Here is a 19,438-nt window from a genome sequence, read left to right as displayed (position 1 = left end):
CGTCGGCGCCCAGCTGGGCCGCGAGGTCGGCCGGCAGGTCGCGCCGCGTCACGCGCGCGCCGTCGCACACCGCGCACGCGTAGCGCATCACGTTGCGCAGCTGCCGGACGTTGCCGGGCCACGGGTACGCGGCGAGCTGCTCGGCGAGCGTCGCGTCGAGCGTGAGCACGTGGCCGGTCGCCTGCGCTTCCTCGGCGAATACGGCGGCGATCACGTCGCGCACGTCGGCCCGCGCGCGCAGCGGCGGCAGCTCGAAGGTCGCGCCGCTCAGCCGGTAATACAGGTCCTCGCGGAACGCACCGTCCGCGACCATCTGCACGAGATCGCGGTGCGTCGCACAGATCACGTCGAGATCGACGCGCACCGGCGTGTCGCTGCCGAGCGGCACGACCTCGCCGTCGGCGAGCACGCGCAGCAGGCGCGTCTGCAGCGCGAGCGGCATGTCGCCGATTTCGTCGAGAAACAGCGTGCCGCCGTCGGCCAGCGCGATCTTGCCGCGCGCGCCGTGCTTGCGCGCGCCGGTGAACGCGCCGGCCGCATAGCCGAACAGCTCGCTCTCGATCAGCGCTTCCGGCAGCGCGCCGCAGTTGACGGCGACGAACGGCCGCGTGCGGCGCGCGCCGGCATCGTGAATCGCGCGTGCGAACACTTCCTTGCCCGCGCCGGTTTCGCCGAGCACGAGAATCGGCAGCCGCTTGCTCGCGACGCGCAGCGCCAGTTCGGCCTGCTGGGCGATCTGCGGGTCGCTGCTGCGCAGGAACGGCGTGAGCGCGCCGACCTGGCGCTCGGCGGCGCCCGGGCGGCGCGTGGCCGCGCCCGCTTCGCGGCCGGTGCGGCGCAGCGGCGCACGTAGCCGCGCATAGAGCGGCGCGCCGGTCGCGCGCAGCCGCAGCGCGACGATCGCGTCGAGCCGTGCGGCGTCGCGCAGCGGCATCTCGGTCGCGTCGAAGATCTCGTCGATATGGCGCGGCTCGCGCAGCGCCGGCAGCGCATCGCGCGCATGCCGGTTCGCGGCGACGATGTTGCCGCATTCGTCGAACGCGATCAGCCACTCGGGCTGCGCCTCGACGTAGTGACGGTTCGGATGCCCGAACAATATCCAGTGCTGCGCGGTGCTGTGCACGAAATAGCCGTCCTCGATCAGCGCCGCGCTCTGTCGCACGAGCTGATAGACGAGGCGCTGGCTGTCGCGGCTGTCGGGCGACTGCACGGCCGACGCGTCGAGCACGCCGATCAGTTCGCCGCCCGGCGCGAAGATCGGCGCCGCGCTGCAGGTCAGCGTCGTAAACGCCGCACGGAAATGATCGGTCTTGTGCACGGTGATCGGCGCCAGGTCGGTCAGCACGCTCGCGACGCCGCAGGTGCCTTCCTCGCTCTCCGACCAGCACGAGCCGATATGCAGCCCCGCGTGGCGGAAATCGTTGCGGCGCTCGCGATCGATCCGGTAGTCGATCGTCACGCCGTGCGCGTCGGTCAGCATCACGCAGTAGTCGGCCACGCGAATCATGTCGTGCAGCCGCGTCAGGCACTGGCCGGACGCGCGCAGGAACGCTTCCTCCTTGTCGCGCACCTCGCGCAGCTCGGCCGCGGTCAGCACGCGCGGCCCGATCGACGACGCCGGGTCGAGCCGGTAGCGCTCGAGCGAGCGCTGCCACGACGACACGAGACGCGTCGAATCGGCCGGCGCGGGCAAGCGTCCGGCGAGCGCGCCCAGCACACGGTCGGCATGCTGGGCCTGGGGAACGACGTAGGGCATGGTCGGCTCCGGTCCGTACGGCGGGGAATTCGATGTTCTTGTAGCACATCCGTCGCGGCGGATCACATTGCGCCGCAGCACGCGGCACGCGTGAGACGTTCGTCTCAGCGGCGTCTCGGCCGGTCTCGCATCGCTGAGACACCGACACGCGCGGCGTCCGGCCGACGGACGAATCGCCCCGATGCGCGCCGGACGGCGACGCACGCGGGTTTGCGCGCGAAACGACGGGTGCCTGCGGGCGGCGGCGCGAGCGTGTCGCGATGTCGATCGCGTGAGACGTCGCAGCGGATTCGCGGCATCCGGCGCCGCTTCGACCTCGCGCGAAACGACCGTGCATACCCGCCGCGCCAGCACCGGCGCGGCTGTCGTCGCGCCCGCCGGCACCATGGCACGCCGCTTGCAGAGTTGACGGGCAAGTTCGGCGCGATGCGTCGGCGACGACGATCCGCGGCCCGGCGATGGCGGCGGACGAAACAGACAGGCCGGAGCAGGCGCGCAAGCGCCGCACCGGCGCACTGGATGGAGACAAGCCCGTGACGACGCCCGTTACCGTCGGCGTGATCGCAAACCCCGCATCGGGGCGCGACATCCGCCGCCTCACGACGCATGCATCGGTATTCCCGACGGCCGAGAAGGCCAACATGATCGTGCGCCTGCTGGCCGGCCTCGGCGCGATGGGCGTCGAGCGTGTGCTGACGCTGCGCGACCGCACGGGCATCGCGACGCTGCTGCTGCGCGCGATCGACACGCATCGCGCGGTCGCGCCGCACGAGCGCTGGCCCGAAGTCGAATTCGTCGACCTGCCGATTACCGGCACCGTCGCCGACACGCAGGCGGGCGCCGCCTACATGCACCGCAACGAAGTCGCGCTGATCATCGTGCTCGGCGGCGACGGCACCCATCGCGCGGTGGCCGCGCACTGCGGCGCGACGCCGCTCGTCGCGCTGTCGACCGGCACCAACAACGCCTTTCCCGAACATCGCGAGGCGACCGTCGCCGGCGTCGCCGCCGGGCTCGCGGCGACCGGCGCCGTGCCGCCCGAGGTCGCGCTGTCGCGCAACAAGCGGCTCGTCGTGCGCTGCGTGGCGGGCCCGGAAGCGGGGCGCGAGGAGATTGCGCTGGTCGACGTCTGCGCCGCGCGACAGCGCTTCGTCGGCGCGCGCGCGATCTCGGGGCCCGACGACATCGACTCGCTCTACCTGACCTTCGCGGAGCCGGACGGCATCGGCCTGTCCGCGCTCGGCGGCGCGTGGGCGCCGCTCGAGCGCAGCGCGCCGCACGGGCTCGCGATGCGCTTTGCCGGCGAAGGCAAGACGGCCGGCACGCCGCTCGTCGCGGCGATCGCGCCGGGCCGCGTCGACCGCGTCGTGATGCGCAACTGCGAGCGGCTCGAGCCGGGCGCGTGGCAGACGATCCCGTTCGAGCAGGGCACGCTCGCGTTCGACGGCGAGCGCGAGATCGAGGTCGCGCGCGGCGATCGCTACGAGATCGCGCTCGACTGGCGCGGGCCGCTGACGATCGACGTCGGTCGCACGCTGCGCCATGCGTCGTCGCGGCAACTGCTGCGCGACGCCGGCTTCGGGCGCGACTGAACGCGCACCGCCTTTCACACCCACATCCATCACAGGAGACATCGCCATGACAGCCCCACTCGCAGGACAGGTCGCCATCGTCACCGGCGCCGCGCGCGGCATCGGCCGCGGCATCGCGCTGACGCTTGCCGGCGCGGGCGCCGACATCCTGCTGGCCGACCTGCTCGACGACGCGCTCGACGCGACCGCACGCGAGGTCCGTGCGCTCGGCCGGCGCGCGGCGGTCGCGAAGGTCGACGTCACGCAGGCCGCGCAGGTCGATGCGATGGTCGCGCAGGCGCTCGCCGAACTCGGCCGGCTCGACATCCTCGTCAACTGCGCGGGCGTGATCAGCATCCATCCGGTCGAAGCGCTGACCGAACGCGACTGGGATTTCGTGATGGACGTGAACGCGAAGGGCACCTTCCTGGGCTGTCGCGCCGCGCTGCCGCATCTGAAGGCGCAGCGCAGCGGCCGGATCATCAATGTCGCGTCGATCGCCGGCAAGGAAGGCTTTCCGAATCTCGCGCACTACAGCGCATCGAAGTTCGCGGTCGTCGGCTTCACGAACGCACTCGCGAAGGAACTCGCGCGCGACGGCGTGACCGTCAACGCGATCTGTCCCGGCATCGTGCGCACCTACATGTGGGACCGGCTCTCCGACGAATGGAAGGCGGACGGCGAGTCGGTCGAGGAATCGTGGCAGCGGCATCAGCTGACGCTGATTCCGCAGGGCCGTGCGCAGACGCCCGAAGACATGGGCCGGCTCGCGCTGTTCTTCGCGACGATGGACAACGTGACGGGCCAGGCCGTGAACGTCGACGGCGGCTTCACGTTCCACTGACGGCCGCGGCGGGCCGTCATCGCGCATATCGAGCAATCCGTCGCCGCGGCGCTGCCGCGGCGGCATTCGCAGTCAGACCTACCTAGGAGACACACATGTCCGTTTCGACACAGCTCAGCAGGGACAAGCTGCTGGAGGCATATCGGCTGATGCGCACGATCCGCGAATTCGAGGAGCGCCTGCACGTCGAGTTCGCGACCGGCGAGATTCCCGGCTTCGTTCACCTGTATGCGGGCGAGGAGGCGTCCGCAGTCGGCACGATGATGCATCTCGGCGTCGCCGACTACGTCGCGACCACGCACCGCGGCCACGGCCACTGCATCGCGAAGGGCGTCGACGTGCACGGGATGATGGCCGAGATCTACGGCAAGAAGACCGGCGTCTGCCACGGCAAGGGCGGCTCGATGCATATCGCCGACCTGTCGATGGGGATGCTCGGTGCGAACGGGATCGTCGGCGCAGGCGGCCCGCTCGTATGCGGCGCGGCGCTCGCGGCGAAGCACAAGCACACCGGCGGTGTCGGCGTGTGCTTCTTCGGCGACGGCGCATCGAACCAGGGCGTGATCTTTGAATCGATGAACCTCGCGTCGGTGTGGCGGCTGCCCGCGATCTTCGTCGCCGAGAACAACGGCTACGCGGAAGCGACGTCGTCGAGCTGGTCGGTCGCGACCGACAACATCGCCGATCGCGCGAACGGCTTCGGGATGCCGGGCGTGATCGTCGACGGCTTCGACTTCTTCGCGGTGCACGAGGCGCTTGGCGAGGCCGTCGAGCGCGCGCGCAACGGCGGCGGCCCGACGCTCGTCGAGGTGAAGTTCACGCGCTACTTCGGCCACTTCGAAGGCGACGCGCAGACGTATCGCGCGCCGGGCGAGGTGCAGAAGCTGCGCGACGAGAAGGACTGCCTGAAGCATTTCGAGTCGCGCGTGGTGCGCGCCGAAGCGCTGACGAGCGGCGAACTGCGCGCGGTCGACGCACAGGTGAAGGCGCTGATCGACGACGCGGTCGCGCAGGCGAAGGCCGCGCCGCTGCCGGACGCGGCCGACCTGCTGACCGACGTCTACGTGTCGTATCCGTGAGCGCGGCACACCACCGCGCAACGTAACGGCCGACACGGCGAACCGAATATTCCAGGAGACGGACATGGCAAGGAAGATCACTTATTCGCAGGCGATCAACGAGGCGCTCGCGCAGGAGATGGCGCGCGACGACAGCGTGATCGTGATGGGCGAGGACAACGCGGGCGGCGCGGGCGCGCCGGGCGAGGACGACGCATGGGGCGGCGTGCTCGGCGTGACGAAGGGGCTGTTCCACAAGTTTCCGGGCCGCGTGCTCGACACGCCGCTGTCGGAAGGCGGCTACATCGGCGCGGCGGTCGGCGCGGCCGCGTGCGGGATGCGCCCCGTCGCGGAACTGATGTTCATCGATTTCATGGGCGTGTGCTTCGACCAGATCTTCAACCAGGCCGCGAAATTCCGCTACATGTTCGGCGGCAAGGCGGTGACGCCGGTCGTGATCCGCGCGATGTACGGCGCGGGCCTGCGCGCGGCCGCGCAGCACTCGCAGATGCTCACGTCGCTGTTTACGCATATCCCGGGGCTGAAGGTCGTGTGCCCGTCGACGCCGTACGACGCGAAGGGGCTGCTGATCCAGTCGATCCGCGACAACGATCCGGTGATCTTCCTCGAGCACAAGCTGCTCTATACGCGTGAAGGCGACGTGCCCGAGGAGTCCTATGCGATTCCGTTCGGCGAGGCGAACGTGATGCGCGACGGCGACGACGCGACGATCGTCACCTACGGCCGGATGGTGCATCTCGCGATGGACGCGGCCGCGAAGCTCGCGAAGGACGGGATCCAGGTCGACGTGATCGACCTGCGCACGACCTCGCCGCTCGACGAGGAGACGATTCTCGAAAGCGCGGCGCGCACCGGGCGCGTGGTGGTGGTCGACGAGGCGAACCCGCGCTGCTCGATCGCGACCGACATCGCCGCGCTGGTCGCGCAGCGCGCGTTCCGGGCGCTCAAGGCGCCGATCGAGCTGGTGACCGCGCCGCACACGCCCGCGCCGTTCGCGAGCGTGCTGGAAGACCTGTATATCCCGTCCGCCGATGCGATCGCGCAGGCGGTACTGAAGACGAGGAGCTGACACGATGTCGATTCACATGATCACGATGCCCAAGTGGGGGCTGTCGATGGAGCAGGGGCAGGTCAACGGCTGGCTGAAGGCCGTCGGCGAGCGCGTGACCAAGGGCGACGAGGTGCTCGACGTCGAGACCGACAAGATCTCGTCGGGCGTCGAATGCGCGTTCGACGGCACGCTGCGCCGGCAGGTCGCGCAGGAGGGCGAGACGCTGCCGGTCGGCGCGCTGCTCGGCGTCGTCGCGGCCGCGGACGCGAGCGATGCCGACATCGACGCGGCGATCGCCGAATTCCAGCGCGATTTCACGCCGAGCGCGGCGGCCGACGAAGCGGCGGGCCCGCAGCCGGAGAAGGCGCAGATCGGCGGCCGCACGGTGCGCTTCCTGAAGCTCGGCGACGGCACGGGCACGCCCGCCGTGCTGATCCACGGCTTCGGCGGCGACCTGAACAACTGGCTGTTCAACCACGCGGAGCTCGCCGCGAGCCGGCCGGTATGGGCGCTCGACCTGCCCGGGCACGGCGAGTCCGGCAAGGCGGTCGAGACCGGCAGCCTCGACGAACTCGCCGACGCGGTGCTCGCGCTGCTCGACGCGAAAGGCATCGACCAGGCCCACCTGATCGGCCATTCGATGGGCGGTGCGGTCGCGATGACGGCGGCCGAGCGCGCGCCGGGCCGCGTCGCGTCGCTGACGCTGATCGCCAGCGCGGGGCTCGGCACCGAGATCAACCGCGACTATATCGACGGCTTCGTCGCCGGCAACAGCCGCAACACGCTGAAGCCGCATCTCGGTGCGTTGTTTGCGGACAGCGCGCTGGTCACGCGGCAGCTCGTCGACGATCTCGTCAAGTACAAGCGGCTCGAAGGCGTGCAGGCCGCGCTCGAGAAGATCGCGGACGCGGCCTTCGACGGCGCGACGCAGCGGCGCGTGTTCCGCGACCGGCTCGTGTCGCTCGCGCCGCGCACGCTGGTGATCTGGGGCGAGCGCGACCAGGTGATCCCCGCGCAGCACGCGCAGGGCTTGCCGGACGGCGTGCGGGCCGAGGTGATCACGGGCAGCGGCCACATGGTGCAGATGGAGGCGGCCACCGACGTGAACCGCCTGATCGCCGCGTTCCTCGGAGACTGACGATGGCCGCCGCGCTCGAACGACCCAGCCTCACCGCGCTCGGCCAGCCGGGCGCGAGAAGCCGCGACAAGCTCGCGCGCATTCCGGTGCGCGTCGAGCCCGCGGCCGGCGCCGCGCTGCCGAAGCCGCCGTGGCTGCGTGCGCGGCCGATGATGAGCGCGGCGGTCGCCGACATGGCGGCCGTGCTGCGCGAGCACCGGCTGCATTCCGTCTGCGAGGAGGCGATGTGCCCGAACATCGGCGAGTGCTTCGCGCAGCGCACCGCGACCTTCATGATCATGGGCGGCCTGTGCACGCGGCGCTGCCCGTTCTGCGACGTCGCGCACGGACGTCCCGAGCCGCTCGATCCCGACGAGCCGGCGCGGCTCGCCGATGCGGTCGCGGCGCTCGGGCTGCGCTACGTCGTGATCACGTCGGTCGATCGCGACGACCTGCGCGACGGCGGCGCCGCGCACTTCGCCGCCTGCATCGCCGCGGTGCGCGCGAGCACGCCGGGAATCGGCGTCGAGGTGCTGACGCCCGACTTCCGCGGCCGCGTCGCGCGCGCACTCGATGCGTTGTCGGTCGCGTGGCCGGACGTGTTCAACCACAACATCGAGACGGTGCCGTCGCTGTATCGCGCCGCGCGTCCCGGCGCCGACTATCGCGGCTCGCTCGAACTGCTCGCGCGCGCGAAGGACGCGCATCCGTCGCTCGTGACGAAGTCGGGCCTGATGCTCGGGCTCGGCGAGCGCGACGACGAGGTGCGCGACACGCTGCGCGACCTGCGCGCGCATCGCGTCGACGTGCTGACGCTCGGCCAGTATCTCGCGCCGTCCGCGCATCATCTGCCGGTGCGGCGCTACGTGAGCCCCGACGCGTTCGACGCATGGCGCGAACAGGGGCTGGCGCTCGGTTTCAGGGAAGTCGTGGCCGGGCCGCTCGTGCGATCGTCGTATCACGCGGCCGAGGTGCTGGAAGACGCGTAGCGGGCGGGTCGGGCGCTACGCGTGCGCGGACAGCTGCGCGCGCCCGACGTGGCGCAGGTACAGCGCGAGGCCCGCGCCCGCGAGCATCAGGCTGACGGTGTTCGCGAACCAGAAGCCGCGCGCGCCGGTCAGCCAGGCCGGCGCAATCCCCCCGACGTCGAAGCCGAGCAGGTAGCCGCCGCCGAGCCCGACGCCCCACAGCGCGACCGCATAGATCACGGTCGGCACGACCGCGACCTTGTACGCGCGCAGCACGAACGCCGAGGTGATCTGCAGCGCGTCGAAGAAGTGATAGCAGGCGACGATCGCGACGAGCGGCATTGCAGCGGCCGCGACGGCCGGATTCGGCGTGTAGCCGCCGACGATCAGCGGCCGCAGCGCGAACACGATCACGCCGTACGCGGCGGCGACGCCGCACGCGAGCATCACGCCGTGGCGGCCGAGCAGGCGCGCCTCGTCGGGCCGGCCGGCGCCGAGCGCGCGCGCGACCAGCGTCGACGCGGCGACGCCGATCGACAGCGGCGTCATGTACAGCACCGCGCCGATATTGCCGGCGATCTGGTGGCCGGCGAGCGTGGTCGTGCCGAACTGCGCGATGAACAGCGCCATGCAGGTGTACGACGTGACCTCGATCAGGTACGACAGCCCCATCGGCACGCCGAGCTTGAGGATCGCCTTCTGGCGCGCCCAGACGGGCCAGCAGAAGCGCGAGAAGATCGCGAGCGGCGCGAACACGTCGAGCCTGGCGAGCAGCGTGAAGCCGATCAGCGCGAGCGCCCAGTTGATCAGCGTGCTCGCGAGCCCGCAGCCGGGGCCGCCGAGCGCCGGCACGCCGAAGCCGCCGAAGATGAACCAGACGTTGAGCGGAAACTTCAGCAGCAGCGCGCCGATCTGCAGGATCATCGCGAGCCGCGGCTTGCCGGCCGCGTTGGTCAGCGCGTTGTAGATCCGGAATACGAGGCTCGCGGGCAGCCCGTACGACAGGATCCGCAGATAGTCGATCGTGCGGTCGTGGAGCGCGGCGGGCGCGTGCGCGACGCGCAGCAGCGGTTCGGGAAAATGCAGCAGCAGGAAGCCCGGCGTCGCGAGCAGCACTGCGAGCCACAGCGCCTGGCGGACTTCCTCGCCGATCTCGGCATAGCGGCGCGCGCCGTACAGCTGCCCTGTGATCGGCTGCAGCGCGGACAGGATACCGGTCAGGCCGATATAGACGGACACATAGATCGACGAGCCGAGCCCGAGCGCGGCGAGATCGACGGCCGAATAGCGGCCGACCATCGCGGTGTCGATCACGCCGAACGCGATGATCGCGAGCTGGCCGACCAGCACCGGCCACGCGAGGCCGACGATCCGGCGGATGTCGCCGAGCATCGTCAATCGGCCGCCTGGCGGCGCGGCGGCCGGCGCTTGACCGGCGTCTTCGGACGCTCGATGCGTTCGTAGAGGCGGAAGCGCTCGTCGCGGTCGGCGACGCGGCGGCCTTCCCACACGAGGCGCCACACATACTGCGACATCGCGCTCGGCTCGCCGAAGTCCGAGCGGTCCTGGCGCAGGATCACGTCGCAGTCGCCGGAGAAGTCGAAATGCATGTCGCCGAAATACGCGAAGGTCGCGATCTGCGCGTCGCCGAGGCGCACCGGCGAGATGCATTCGTAGTCGGCCGGCAGGTGCGTCGCGATCTGCTGCGCGACGTCGCGATAGGTACGGCCGTAGTTGACGATCGGCAGCCACAGCGTCATCAGCAGCACCCACATCAGCGTGGTGCCCGCGCCCGACAGCACGACGCTGCGCCACAGCACCTTCGGCTGGCGCGACACGCGCCAGCGCGCGAGCATGAACCAGCACACCGTGACGATCACCGCGCAGACGAACGACAGCGCGTTGAAATGCGGCTCGTAGCCGGGCACGAGCCGCGCGAGGTTGCGCGCGAGCGGATGGGGGAAGCCGGTGAGCGACGCGAGCCACACGAGCCACACGAAGGTGCCGAGGATCGTGAAGCTCAGCACCGCGAACCAGTCGATCGCATTGATCGCGCCGCGCTTGAGGGTCGGCAGCGCGAAGGTCGCGAGCACCGCGAGCGGCGGCAGCAGCAGCATGTACATGCGGTTCGACTGCTGGCTCTGCAGGATCACGAGCGCGACCAGCGGCACCACGACCGACAGCGGGATCGCGATGTGTGCGCGGCGGCGCAGGCCGGCCCAGCTCCACCACGCCCAGATCGCGAGCGGCCAGGCGGGCCACGTGAACAGCGGCAGGTTTTTCGCGGCATAGCCGAGCACCGCGGTGGGCGGGCCAGAGAAGCGCATAAGGCTGCCGTGGATCCACTGGTTGAAGAACCACGCGGCGTCGTCGGGCGCCGCGACGTGCGCGGCGAGCGGCCACAGCGCGAAGATCGCGGCCGCGAGCGGCACGCCGACGACCGGCAGGCGCAGGTTGCGCATCTCGGGCGTGACGAGCCACAGCACGGCGGTGCCGGCCAGCAGCGCGACGACCAGCACCGGGTTGCCGGACAGCGCGACGAGGCCGATCGCGAGCCCCCACCACAGCGCGCCCTGCATCGGCTTGTCGATGCCGCGCACGATGCCGTACACGAGCATCGCGATCCACGCGAACTGCGCGAGCTGCGGCGTCGTTTCGTGCCCTCGCTCGGCGAGGCCGAAGCACGCGACGAGGATCAGCAGCGCGCCGTCGGCGAGCGTGCGGCCGTAGTCGCGCGGCTCGGGCTCGCCGCCGAACGCGTACTTGAACGGCTGGACTTCGGCGCGCCGACCGAGCAGGTAGGCCGCGTACCAGACGAACGCGCAGGCGACGCAGAACAGCACGCCGGTGTCGACGCGCGACGCGTTGCTCGCATCGACCCACGGCGCGAGCGCGCGGATCGACAGCGCGCCGAGCCAGTAGCCGAGCGGCCCGTCGGTCGTGATGAACTTGCCGACCAGGTTCGGCAGCAGCCAGTCGTGCCAGCTGCCGGTGGCCATCGTCCACATCACGCCGAAACCCGCCGCATCCTCGTTCTTCCACGGGTCGCGGCCGAAGAGGCCGAACGCGGCATAGACGATGCAGAGCGTGAGCAGCAGCCAGCGCGGCAGCGCGCGCGTGGCGGAGGCGGTGAGACGAACGACAGGCTTCATGCAGATGAGCGATTTGTTATGAGCAGGCGGCCGGCGCGATCGCGCGCGGCCGAGCCGGTTTCGAGCATCCGGCATTGTAGACGCGCCGGCCGTTGCGCGTCAGGTGGCTGCCCGGGCGCCGGACGGCGGCCGGGCGGGCGGCAGAGACAAAAAAGGGCAGCCGAGGCTGCCCTTTGGTGCGGTACCGGTGCGGTGCGAAGCTTACTTCGCGACCTTGCCGCTTGCGCGCGAACCGAACTTGTTCTTGAACTTCTCGACGCGGCCGGCCGTGTCCATGATCTTTTGCTGACCCGTGTAGAACGAGTGCGATTCCGACGACACTTCGATCTTGGCGAGCGGGTAGGTCTTGCCGTCGAGTTCGATGGTTTCACGCGTCTGGATCGTCGAGCGCGTGATGAACTTGAAGCCGTTCGACATGTCTTGGAAGACGACTTCGCGGTAATCCGGGTGAATGCCAGGTTTCATGATTTTCCTTGGTGAGAGCGGTAGCCAACCCGCCGCCTTGCCGTGCCGAGCCGCGCGATTCGCGCGTTCCGGCCGACGTCAAGCTCGGCGCGAGCCACTTGCCTAAGGTCGAAAAGCGGCGATTATGCCAGAAAATCAGACGGTTGGCGATTAATTTTCACGCCGGGTCGAGCGCGCCGGTCCGGGCCGGGTCCTGCCGGTAGTAGCGGGCGAGCAGTCTATACAGCTCCGGAAATTCGGACTCGAACGCGCGCGGCCGCACGAACAGCGCCTCGCTGCAGACCGCGAAGAATTCGGACGGATGGTCGGCCGCATACGGGTCGATCAGCGAATCGCGCTCGAAGCGCGCCCACGCGCGGTCCGGCACCGCGTCGACCCGCGCGCAGAACTGGTCGTACGCGTGTTCGAACACGTCGGCCCACGCCTGCGCGTCAAGGTGCGGCGCGTGCCAGCGGCGAAACAGCGGCGGATAGCCGTCGGCCGCGCCGTTGACCATGTCGATCTTGTGCGCGAACTCGTGGATCACGACGTTGTACGCGTCGCGGCCGTCGGTCATCTGCGCGTCTTCCCACGACAGGATCACGGGGCCGCCTTCCCACGCCTCGCCGCTCGCGTCCTGCTCGACTTCGTGCACGACGCCGTCCTCGTCCTGCACGGTCTTGCGGATCACGAATTCGCCTGGATACACGACCACGCCGACCCAGCCGTCGTACAGCGACAGGTCGAGGTTCAGCACGGGCAGGCAGGCCTGCACGGCGATCGCGACGACCATCGCGTCGGTCAGTTCGAGGCCGTGCGCGGTCGAAAACGATTTCTTCGCGATGAACAGGCTCGTCAGCTCGCGCAGCCGGGCGAGATCGTCGGGCGCCAGCGCGTCCAGGAACGGCAGGCGCTCGACGGTGTCGCGCCACAGCGCATTGGGAATCGGATGGCTGCGCAGCGCGCGGTCGCGGCGGCGATCGTCGAGCCAGCGGGTCAGTTTCGAGAGCATGAGGCGGCGTGCGGAAATCCAAAGCCTGTCTTTTAACTCAATCGATCTCTTTTTGCCATGCCGCGAACAGGCCGCCGACCAGCGCGACGCCGGCCAGGAAATAGAAGCCGTCGAGCGACGCGAGGAACGACGCCTGCTGCGCGACCATCCGCGCGATCGACGCGATCGCGAGCCCGTGCGCTTCGCTCGCCGCGTGGCCGGCGGCCGCATAGCCGCGTGTGAGTGCGTCGAGCGTCTGCGCGAACAGCGGGTCGAACACGTTCGTGCGCTCGACGAGCCGCGTCTGGTGCAGCGCGAGCCGGTGCTGCTCGACGATGATCACCGACGACGTCGCGAACGAGATCGTCAGCTGCCGCACGATGTTCTTCAGCCGGTAGCCGTGCGTGTACTCGTCGATCGCGAAGATCCGGAACGTCAGGTTCGCGACCGGCAGCACGATGAACAGCAGCAGCAGCCCGCGCAGCAGCAGCGGCACGATCAGCGCAGCTTCGCCGACCTGCGGCGTGAGGCGCGTCATCCACAGCGCGGCCGCGATCGCGATCGCGAAACCCGGCACGATGAACCATTTCTTGTGCGTGACGTGCTTCGCGTAGCGCAGGTACGCGAACAGCGCGGTGGCCGAAATCAGCGACATCGTGCCGACCAGGCGCCCGGCGTTCTCGACCGGATAGCCGAGGCCCGATTCGAGAAAGCGCGACGTCAGGTAGCTGAAGCCGGTCGTCTCGTAGTAATAGAACATGTAGAGCAGCAGCCCGATCTGGAACGTGCGTTCGCGAAACGCGTGCAGCCGCACGAGCGGCGTCGGGTGGTGCCACTGGTGATACGCGAACCACGCGAGTGCGCCGAGGCCGGCGGCCGTCAGGAAGATCAGCATCGGCGAGCCGCTGTAGAGCTGGTAGTGCACCTGCTGCAGCACGATCTGCAGCGCGCCCTGCGCGAGCGCGAACACGACGTACGGCCAGAAATGTCCGGCGCCGCGTTCGCCGTCGGGCGTGCGGCCCGAGTCGGGCAGCGTGAGCAGCGCGAGGATCGCAAACGCGACGCCGGCCGGCGCGCTGCACGCGAACAGCGCGCGCCATGTCGAGTGCGCGACCAGCAGCCCGCCGACGATCGGTGCGAGCGCGCTGCCGAGCAGGATCATGATCAGGAACGCGCGCGTCGCGGGCGGCCGCGCCTGCGGCTTGAAGCTGATCTGGATCAGGATCCGGCATGCGCCCATCATCGGGCCGATGAAATAGCCCTGGAAGCCGCGCGCGAACGCGAGCTCCAGCGACGTATCGGCGAGCGCGGCCGCGACCGCGCCGAGCGAGAACATCAGCATGCAGCCGGCGACGTAGCGGCGATGCCCGAGCCGGTCGACCCACCATTGCTGCTGCAGGATGCCGAGCACGGCCGTCACCGCATACGCGCTCGACGACCACACGAGCTCGTCCGGAGACGCGTTGATGCCACCCGCGATATAGCTGGCGAAGAACGAGAAGATCGCATTGTCGAAGTAGTCGATGCCGGTGACCAGCGCGAGCGCCCACGGGAACAGGTCCGCGCGCAGGTTCGCGCGGCTCCATGACGACGGGCGGCCCGGCACCGTGCTCATTCGCGATCCTTGCGCGTGCGCCGCGCGCCGGCTTCGGCCTGCCGCTGCGCGATCAGTGCGTCGGCGTTCTCGCCGGCGAGGCGGCGTTCGACGTAGTCGATGTCGTGCTGCAACTCCTTGCGCAGCGCGACCGCTTCCTTCAACTCGCGCTGGACTGCCGCGATGCGTCGATCGAGCGTGCCGATCTGTTCGGCGAGGCCCGCACGGATGTCGCGCAGCGATGCGTCCGAATAACGCCGCCGCCCGTCGCCGGTTTCCTCCAGCGGCCGCTTCAGCATCTCGGTGATGCCGTGCAGCGAGAAGCCGAGCGCGCGCAACCGCAGGATGCGCGCAAAGCGCTCGAGATCGGCTTCGTCGTAGAGCCGGTAGCGGCCCTCGCTGCGCGACGGCGTGACGAGCCCGCGCTCCTCGTAATACTTCAGCGTGCGCGGCGTGACGCCGAGCCGCGCGGCGGCGTCGCCGACGGTCAGCAGCAGCGGGGAGGCAGGGTTCGACATCGGGGCGGGAACGATTCTGGGCGAGCGACGGCTCGATTATAGATAAACGTGTACGTTCGCGTACAGGTTGACGCGAAAAAAACGGCCGCCGGGGCAAACACCCGGGCGACCGCCGGTTGCGGTGCAACGGCGCTTAGCCGCCGCGGCGCATCAGGTCGAAGAACTCGGAGTTGCTCTTCGTCTGGCGGATCTTGTCGAGCAGGAATTCCATGGCCTCGACTTCGTCCATGTCGTGGATGAACTTGCGCAGCACCCAGATCTTCTGAAGAATTTCGGGCTTGATCAGCATTTCCTCGCGGCGCGTGCCCGACTTGTTCAGGTTGATCGACGGGTACACGCGCTTTTCCGCGAGACGGCGCTCGAGGTGCACTTCCATGTTGCCGGTGCCCTTGAACTCTTCGTAGATCACGTCGTCCATGCGGCTGCCGGTTTCGATCAGCGCGGTGCCGATGATCGTCAGCGAACCGCCTTCCTCGATGTTGCGCGCCGCACCGAAGAAGCGCTTCGGGCGCTGCAGTGCGTTCGCGTCGACACCGCCCGTCAGCACCTTGCCCGACGCCGGGATCACGGTGTTGTACGCGCGGGCGAGACGCGTGATCGAGTCGAGCAGGATCACGACGTCGTGCTTCATCTCGACGAGGCGCTTGGCCTTCTCGATCACCATTTCGGCGACCTGCACGTGGCGCGTGGCCGGCTCGTCGAAGGTCGATGCGATCACTTCGCCGGCGACCGAGCGCTGCATTTCGGTCACTTCTTCAGGGCGCTCGTCGATCAGCAGCACGAACAGGATCACGTCCGGGTGGTTCTGCTTGATCGCGTGCGCGATGTGCTGGAGCATCACGGTCTTGCCGGACTTCGGCGACGCGACCAGCAGGCCGCGCTGGCCCTTGCCGATCGGCGCGATCATGTCGATGATGCGGCCCGTGACGTTTTCCTCGCCGCGCATTTCGCGTTCGAGCGACAGCGGCTTGTTCGGGTGCAGCGGCGTGAGGTTCTCGAACATGATCTTGTGTTTCGAGGCCTCGGGCGGCTGCCCGTTGACTTTGTCGACCTTCACCAGCGCGAAGTAGCGCTCGCCGTCCTTCGGCGTGCGGACTTCGCCTTCGATCGTGTCGCCGGTGTGCAGGTTGAAGCGGCGGATCTGCGACGGGCTGATGTAGATGTCGTCGGTGCTCGCGAGGTACGACATTTCCGGCGAGCGCAGGAAGCCGAAGCCGTCCGGCAGCACTTCGAGCGTACCGTCGCCGAAGATCGTCTCTCCCGTCTTGGCGCGCTTTTTGAGAATGGCGAACATCAGCTCCTGCTTGCGCAGGCGGTTCGCGTTTTCGATCTCCAGGCCATTGGCCATTTCGATCAGTTCGGAGACGTGCAGAGACTTGAGCTCGGATAAATGCATACGGAGAACCCGCCAGGGAGGAGAAGCGACGAAAAGAAATAAAGGGAGGAGGGCGAGCGGAAGCGCTCAGAGACTTAAATGCGTCTTGTCGACGTTTTTTGATTCTAGCATACGCCGATTCGCGCTTGAGCGGCCGATCGGCGGCTTGACGGCGGACGTGTTGTCGGTTGACAACACGTCCGCGGGACGACCGGTAATTACAGGTGGCTGTCCAGGAATGCGGTGAGCTGCGACTTCGACAGCGCGCCGACCTTCTGCGCGGCGGCCGCGCCGTTCTTGAACAGGATCAGCGTCGGGATGCCGCGCACGCCGAATTTTGCCGGCGTCGCCTGGTTGTCGTCGACGTTGATCTTCGCGATCTGCAGCTTGTCGCCGTAGTCCTTCGCGACTTCGTCGAGGATCGGGGCGATCATCTTGCACGGGCCGCACCATTCGGCCCAGAAGTCGACGAGCACGGGCTTGTCGGATTTGACGACGTCCTGTTCGAACGATGCGTCGCTGATGTGTTTGATCTGTTCGCTCATTGGGTCAATACCTCTTTCGGTTCGGGGACTGCCTGCTTTGCGCGTTGCGGCGTACCGGCCGCCGAGGGCTGCCGGCCGCTGCGGCAGGTAGCTCCGCTCTCCGGGAAAGAAGGGCGTAAGCGCTGCATACCGCGGCTCGCGGGTCGTTCGGGCGTCATATTAGCCTAAATTGCTATCTGCTGCGGGCGGCGATAGTAGCCGCTTCGCGAGTAGGGGTACGACGCGCCGTCCGGCCGGTGCATGCAACAGGTGGAGGTGGGCTCGCCAATTACAAGAGGGCGGCTGCGCTGGCGGGCCGGTTGCGGCTGCCGGGATGGTTCGGTCGCGCCGTTGCGAACAAACTGTCGCATTGGCTTTGAAGCGGTGATAGAATACGCCGTGACGGGCCTCCTCGCATGGTGGGCCGGTGAACCTGGTCAGGTCGGGAACGAAGCAGCCACAGCCGTTTTCCGCCAGTGCCGAGGGTTGGGCTCGTCACCTTCCATCTCGCCCCGTTCGTCGGGCGATTTTTATTTCTCCCGCTGGTTTTTCGTTTCGCTGCGCGACCGTTGGTTCGTCGACGCCGATGCGTTTCGTCGTTTCGTTTCGCCGGTCGTTTTCTGGCGCGCGACGCGCGGCGTGCAATGCGGCTGTCGACGCCGTTTCGCGTGTCGGCGCGACGCAGCGTTGCTGATACAATTTCCCGATGACCTATCAAGTTCTCGCACGCAAGTGGCGTCCGAAGGATTTCGCTTCGCTCGTCGGCCAGGAGCACGTCGTCAGGGCGCTCACGCACGCGCTCGACGGCGGGCGTCTCCATCACGCCTATCTGTTTACCGGTACCCGCGGCGTCGGCAAGACGACGCTGTCGCGGATCTTCGCGAAAGCGCTCAACTGTGAAACCGGCGTCACGTCGCAGCCGTGCGGTGTCTGCCGCGCGTGCCGCGAGATCGACGAAGGCCGCTTCGTCGACTACGTCGAGATGGACGCCGCGAGCAATCGCGGCGTCGACGAAATGGCTGCGCTGCTCGAGCGCGCGGTGTACGCGCCCGTCGATGCGCGCTTCAAGGTCTACATGATCGACGAAGTGCACATGCTGACGAACCACGCGTTCAACGCGATGCTGAAGACGCTCGAGGAGCCGCCGCCGCACGTCAAGTTCATCCTCGCGACGACCGATCCGCAGAAGATTCCCGTTACCGTGCTGTCGCGCTGCCTGCAGTTCAACCTGAAGCAGATGCCGGCCGGGCATATCGTGTCGCATCTCGAGCGGATCCTCGGCGAAGAGCAGATCACGTTCGAGCCGCAGGCGCTGCGCCTGCTCGCGCGCGCCGCGCAGGGCAGCATGCGCGATGCGCTGTCGCTGACCGACCAGGCGATCGCGTACTCCGCGAACGAGGTGACCGAAGCGGCGGTGTCGGGTATGCTCGGCGCGCTCGACCAGACCTACATGGTGCGCCTGCTCGACGCGCTCGCGGCCGGCAGCGGCCCGGAGATCCTCGCGATCGCCGACGAGATGTCGCTGCGCAGCCTGTCGTTTTCCACCGCGCTGCAGGATCTCGCGAGCCTGCTGCACCGGATTGCGTGGGCGCAGTTCGCGCCCGGCTCGGTGCTCGACGAATGGCCGGAGGCGGCCGATCTGCGCCGCTTCGCGGAGACGCTGAGCCCCGAACAGGTCCAGCTGTTCTACCAGATCGCCACGGTCGGCCGCGCGGAGCTCGGCCTTGCGCCGGACGAATATGCCGGTTTCACGATGACGCTGCTGCGCATGCTCGCGTTCGAGCCGGGCGTGAGCGCCGGCAGCGCGCCGGGCGGTCAGCCGTCCGTGCCGCGGGCCGTGCCGGCACCGCGTGCGGCTGCGACTGCGGCGTCGGCAGTGCCTGCGGCGAAGCCCGTGCCGGCTGCGCCGGCGTCGGCCGGCCGCCCGCAAGCTGCTGCTCCGGCTGTTGCGCCTGTTGCACGCCCGGCAGCGGTTGCGTCGGCACCGACCGGCGACGCCGTCACCCCGCCGGCCGCGAAACCCGCGCCTGCGCCGGTTTCGCCCGTCGCGAAGGCGGTGGACGCCGGAGCGACGCCGCAGCCCGATGCAAGCGCCCGATCGCAAGCAGCGACGGCAGAGGTCGATACGCCGGCGGCCGTTCGCACCGAACCCGAGTCGCCTGCGGTCGCACCGAGAAACAGCGAACCCGAAGCATCAGCCGCCGCGCAGCGAAACAGCGCGCCGGAACCGCTCGTCGCTGCGCAGCAAGGGCACGAGCCCGAATCGCCCGCTGCCGCGCAGCGCAATGACGAACCTGCATCGCCGGCCGAACCGGCGCCGCGCGCCGCACCCGCAGAGTCCGCCGCACGCCCGGCAGCCCGTTCGGGCGGCGCGGCCGCCGCGCTCGACGTGCTGCGCAACGCCGGGATGCGCGTGTCGTCCGATCGTTCTCGCGCGGGCGCCGCACCCAAGCC

16 protein-coding genes and 1 other RNA gene are annotated in these 19,438 nt (G+C 69.0%); 8 read left to right on the top strand and 9 right to left on the bottom strand.

Going from position 1 to position 19,438, the window contains the following annotated elements; genetic code table 11:
- Positions 1–1,756, bottom strand: a 1,756-nt coding sequence (locus BST28156_RS32740) for a sigma-54-dependent Fis family transcriptional regulator (RefSeq protein WP_174904408.1), incomplete at its 3' end; no start/stop codon positions are given.
- 533 nt (positions 1,757–2,289) lie between these two features.
- On the opposite strand from BST28156_RS32740, the gene BST28156_RS32735 reads away from it, so the two are divergent.
- From BST28156_RS32735 to lipA, 6 genes are all read left to right on the top strand, one after another.
- On the top strand, positions 2,290–3,348 hold the full coding sequence (locus BST28156_RS32735; RefSeq protein WP_174904407.1) for an ATP-NAD kinase family protein: 1,059 nt from the start codon (positions 2,290–2,292) through the stop codon (positions 3,346–3,348).
- A gap of 46 nt (positions 3,349–3,394) precedes the next feature.
- Positions 3,395–4,171 carry an SDR family NAD(P)-dependent oxidoreductase gene (locus BST28156_RS32730; RefSeq protein ID WP_009687049.1) on the top strand — a complete coding sequence of 259 codons (777 nt, stop codon included), beginning with the start codon at positions 3,395–3,397 and terminating at the stop codon, positions 4,169–4,171.
- Between the two features lie 95 nt (positions 4,172–4,266).
- Positions 4,267–5,250, top strand: a complete 984-nt coding sequence (locus tag BST28156_RS32725; protein WP_174904406.1) for a thiamine pyrophosphate-dependent dehydrogenase E1 component subunit alpha — start codon at positions 4,267–4,269, stop codon at positions 5,248–5,250.
- Positions 5,251–5,314: 64 nt separating this feature from the next.
- Positions 5,315–6,319 (top strand): alpha-ketoacid dehydrogenase subunit beta, encoded by a 1,005-nt coding sequence (locus tag BST28156_RS32720; RefSeq protein WP_040127518.1) that lies wholly within the window; start codon positions 5,315–5,317, stop codon positions 6,317–6,319.
- Between the two features lie 4 nt (positions 6,320–6,323).
- Positions 6,324–7,439, top strand: a complete 1,116-nt coding sequence (locus BST28156_RS32715; RefSeq protein ID WP_174904405.1) for an acetoin dehydrogenase dihydrolipoyllysine-residue acetyltransferase subunit — start codon at positions 6,324–6,326, stop codon at positions 7,437–7,439.
- A gap of 2 nt (positions 7,440–7,441) precedes the next feature.
- Positions 7,442–8,407, top strand: a complete 966-nt coding sequence (gene lipA, locus BST28156_RS32710; protein ID WP_174904404.1) for a lipoyl synthase — start codon at positions 7,442–7,444, stop codon at positions 8,405–8,407.
- Between the two features lie 15 nt (positions 8,408–8,422).
- On the opposite strand, the gene BST28156_RS32705 is transcribed toward lipA, so the two are convergent.
- The 8 genes from BST28156_RS32705 to trxA all read right to left on the bottom strand — a co-directional run bounded on the left by BST28156_RS32705 (position 8,423) and on the right by trxA (position 17,005).
- Entirely contained in the window at positions 8,423–9,778 is a 1,356-nt protein-coding gene (locus tag BST28156_RS32705; protein ID WP_174904403.1) for an MATE family efflux transporter, read from the bottom strand.
- 2 nt (positions 9,779–9,780) lie between these two features.
- The gene (locus BST28156_RS32700) at positions 9,781–11,613 is read right to left on the bottom strand and encodes an ArnT family glycosyltransferase (protein ID WP_174904402.1); all 1,833 of its coding nucleotides are present in this window, start codon (positions 11,611–11,613) and stop codon (positions 9,781–9,783) included.
- 126 nt (positions 11,614–11,739) lie between these two features.
- Complete coding sequence (locus BST28156_RS32695) at positions 11,740–12,003, bottom strand: type B 50S ribosomal protein L31 (protein ID WP_009692690.1); 264 nt, start codon at positions 12,001–12,003, stop codon at positions 11,740–11,742.
- A gap of 157 nt (positions 12,004–12,160) precedes the next feature.
- On the bottom strand, positions 12,161–12,994 hold the full coding sequence (locus BST28156_RS32690) for a M90 family metallopeptidase (protein WP_174904401.1): 834 nt from the start codon (positions 12,992–12,994) through the stop codon (positions 12,161–12,163).
- Positions 12,995–13,031: 37 nt separating this feature from the next.
- Positions 13,032–14,588, bottom strand: a complete 1,557-nt coding sequence (locus BST28156_RS32685; RefSeq protein ID WP_060239380.1) for an MFS transporter — start codon at positions 14,586–14,588, stop codon at positions 13,032–13,034.
- The gene (locus tag BST28156_RS32680; protein ID WP_174904400.1) at positions 14,585–15,085 is read right to left on the bottom strand and encodes a MerR family transcriptional regulator; all 501 of its coding nucleotides are present in this window, start codon (positions 15,083–15,085) and stop codon (positions 14,585–14,587) included. The genes BST28156_RS32685 and BST28156_RS32680 overlap by 4 nt, the downstream gene beginning before the upstream one ends.
- Positions 15,086–15,218: 133 nt before the next feature.
- Positions 15,219–16,481, bottom strand: coding sequence for a transcription termination factor Rho (rho, locus tag BST28156_RS32675; protein ID WP_006478662.1), 1,263 nt, complete (start codon positions 16,479–16,481; stop codon positions 15,219–15,221).
- A gap of 197 nt (positions 16,482–16,678) precedes the next feature.
- Positions 16,679–17,005, bottom strand: a complete 327-nt coding sequence (gene trxA / locus BST28156_RS32670) for a thioredoxin TrxA (protein ID WP_006402348.1) — start codon at positions 17,003–17,005, stop codon at positions 16,679–16,681.
- A 380-nt stretch (positions 17,006–17,385) separates the two neighbouring features.
- Between trxA and ffs the strand changes: the two genes are divergently transcribed.
- Both ffs and dnaX read left to right on the top strand, forming a co-directional pair.
- An RNA gene (gene ffs, locus BST28156_RS32665) (signal recognition particle sRNA small type) lies at positions 17,386–17,484 on the top strand.
- A gap of 206 nt (positions 17,485–17,690) precedes the next feature.
- Positions 17,691–19,438, top strand: a 1,748-nt coding sequence (dnaX, locus tag BST28156_RS32660; protein WP_174904399.1) for a DNA polymerase III subunit gamma/tau, incomplete at its 3' end; no start/stop codon positions are given.

Source organism: Burkholderia pseudomultivorans, assembly GCF_902499075.1.
GTDB classification, from domain to species: domain Bacteria; phylum Pseudomonadota; class Gammaproteobacteria; order Burkholderiales; family Burkholderiaceae; genus Burkholderia; species Burkholderia pseudomultivorans.
The sequence above is the reverse complement of the archived record's forward strand: the minus strand, read 5'-3'. Positions and strand labels throughout refer to the sequence as shown.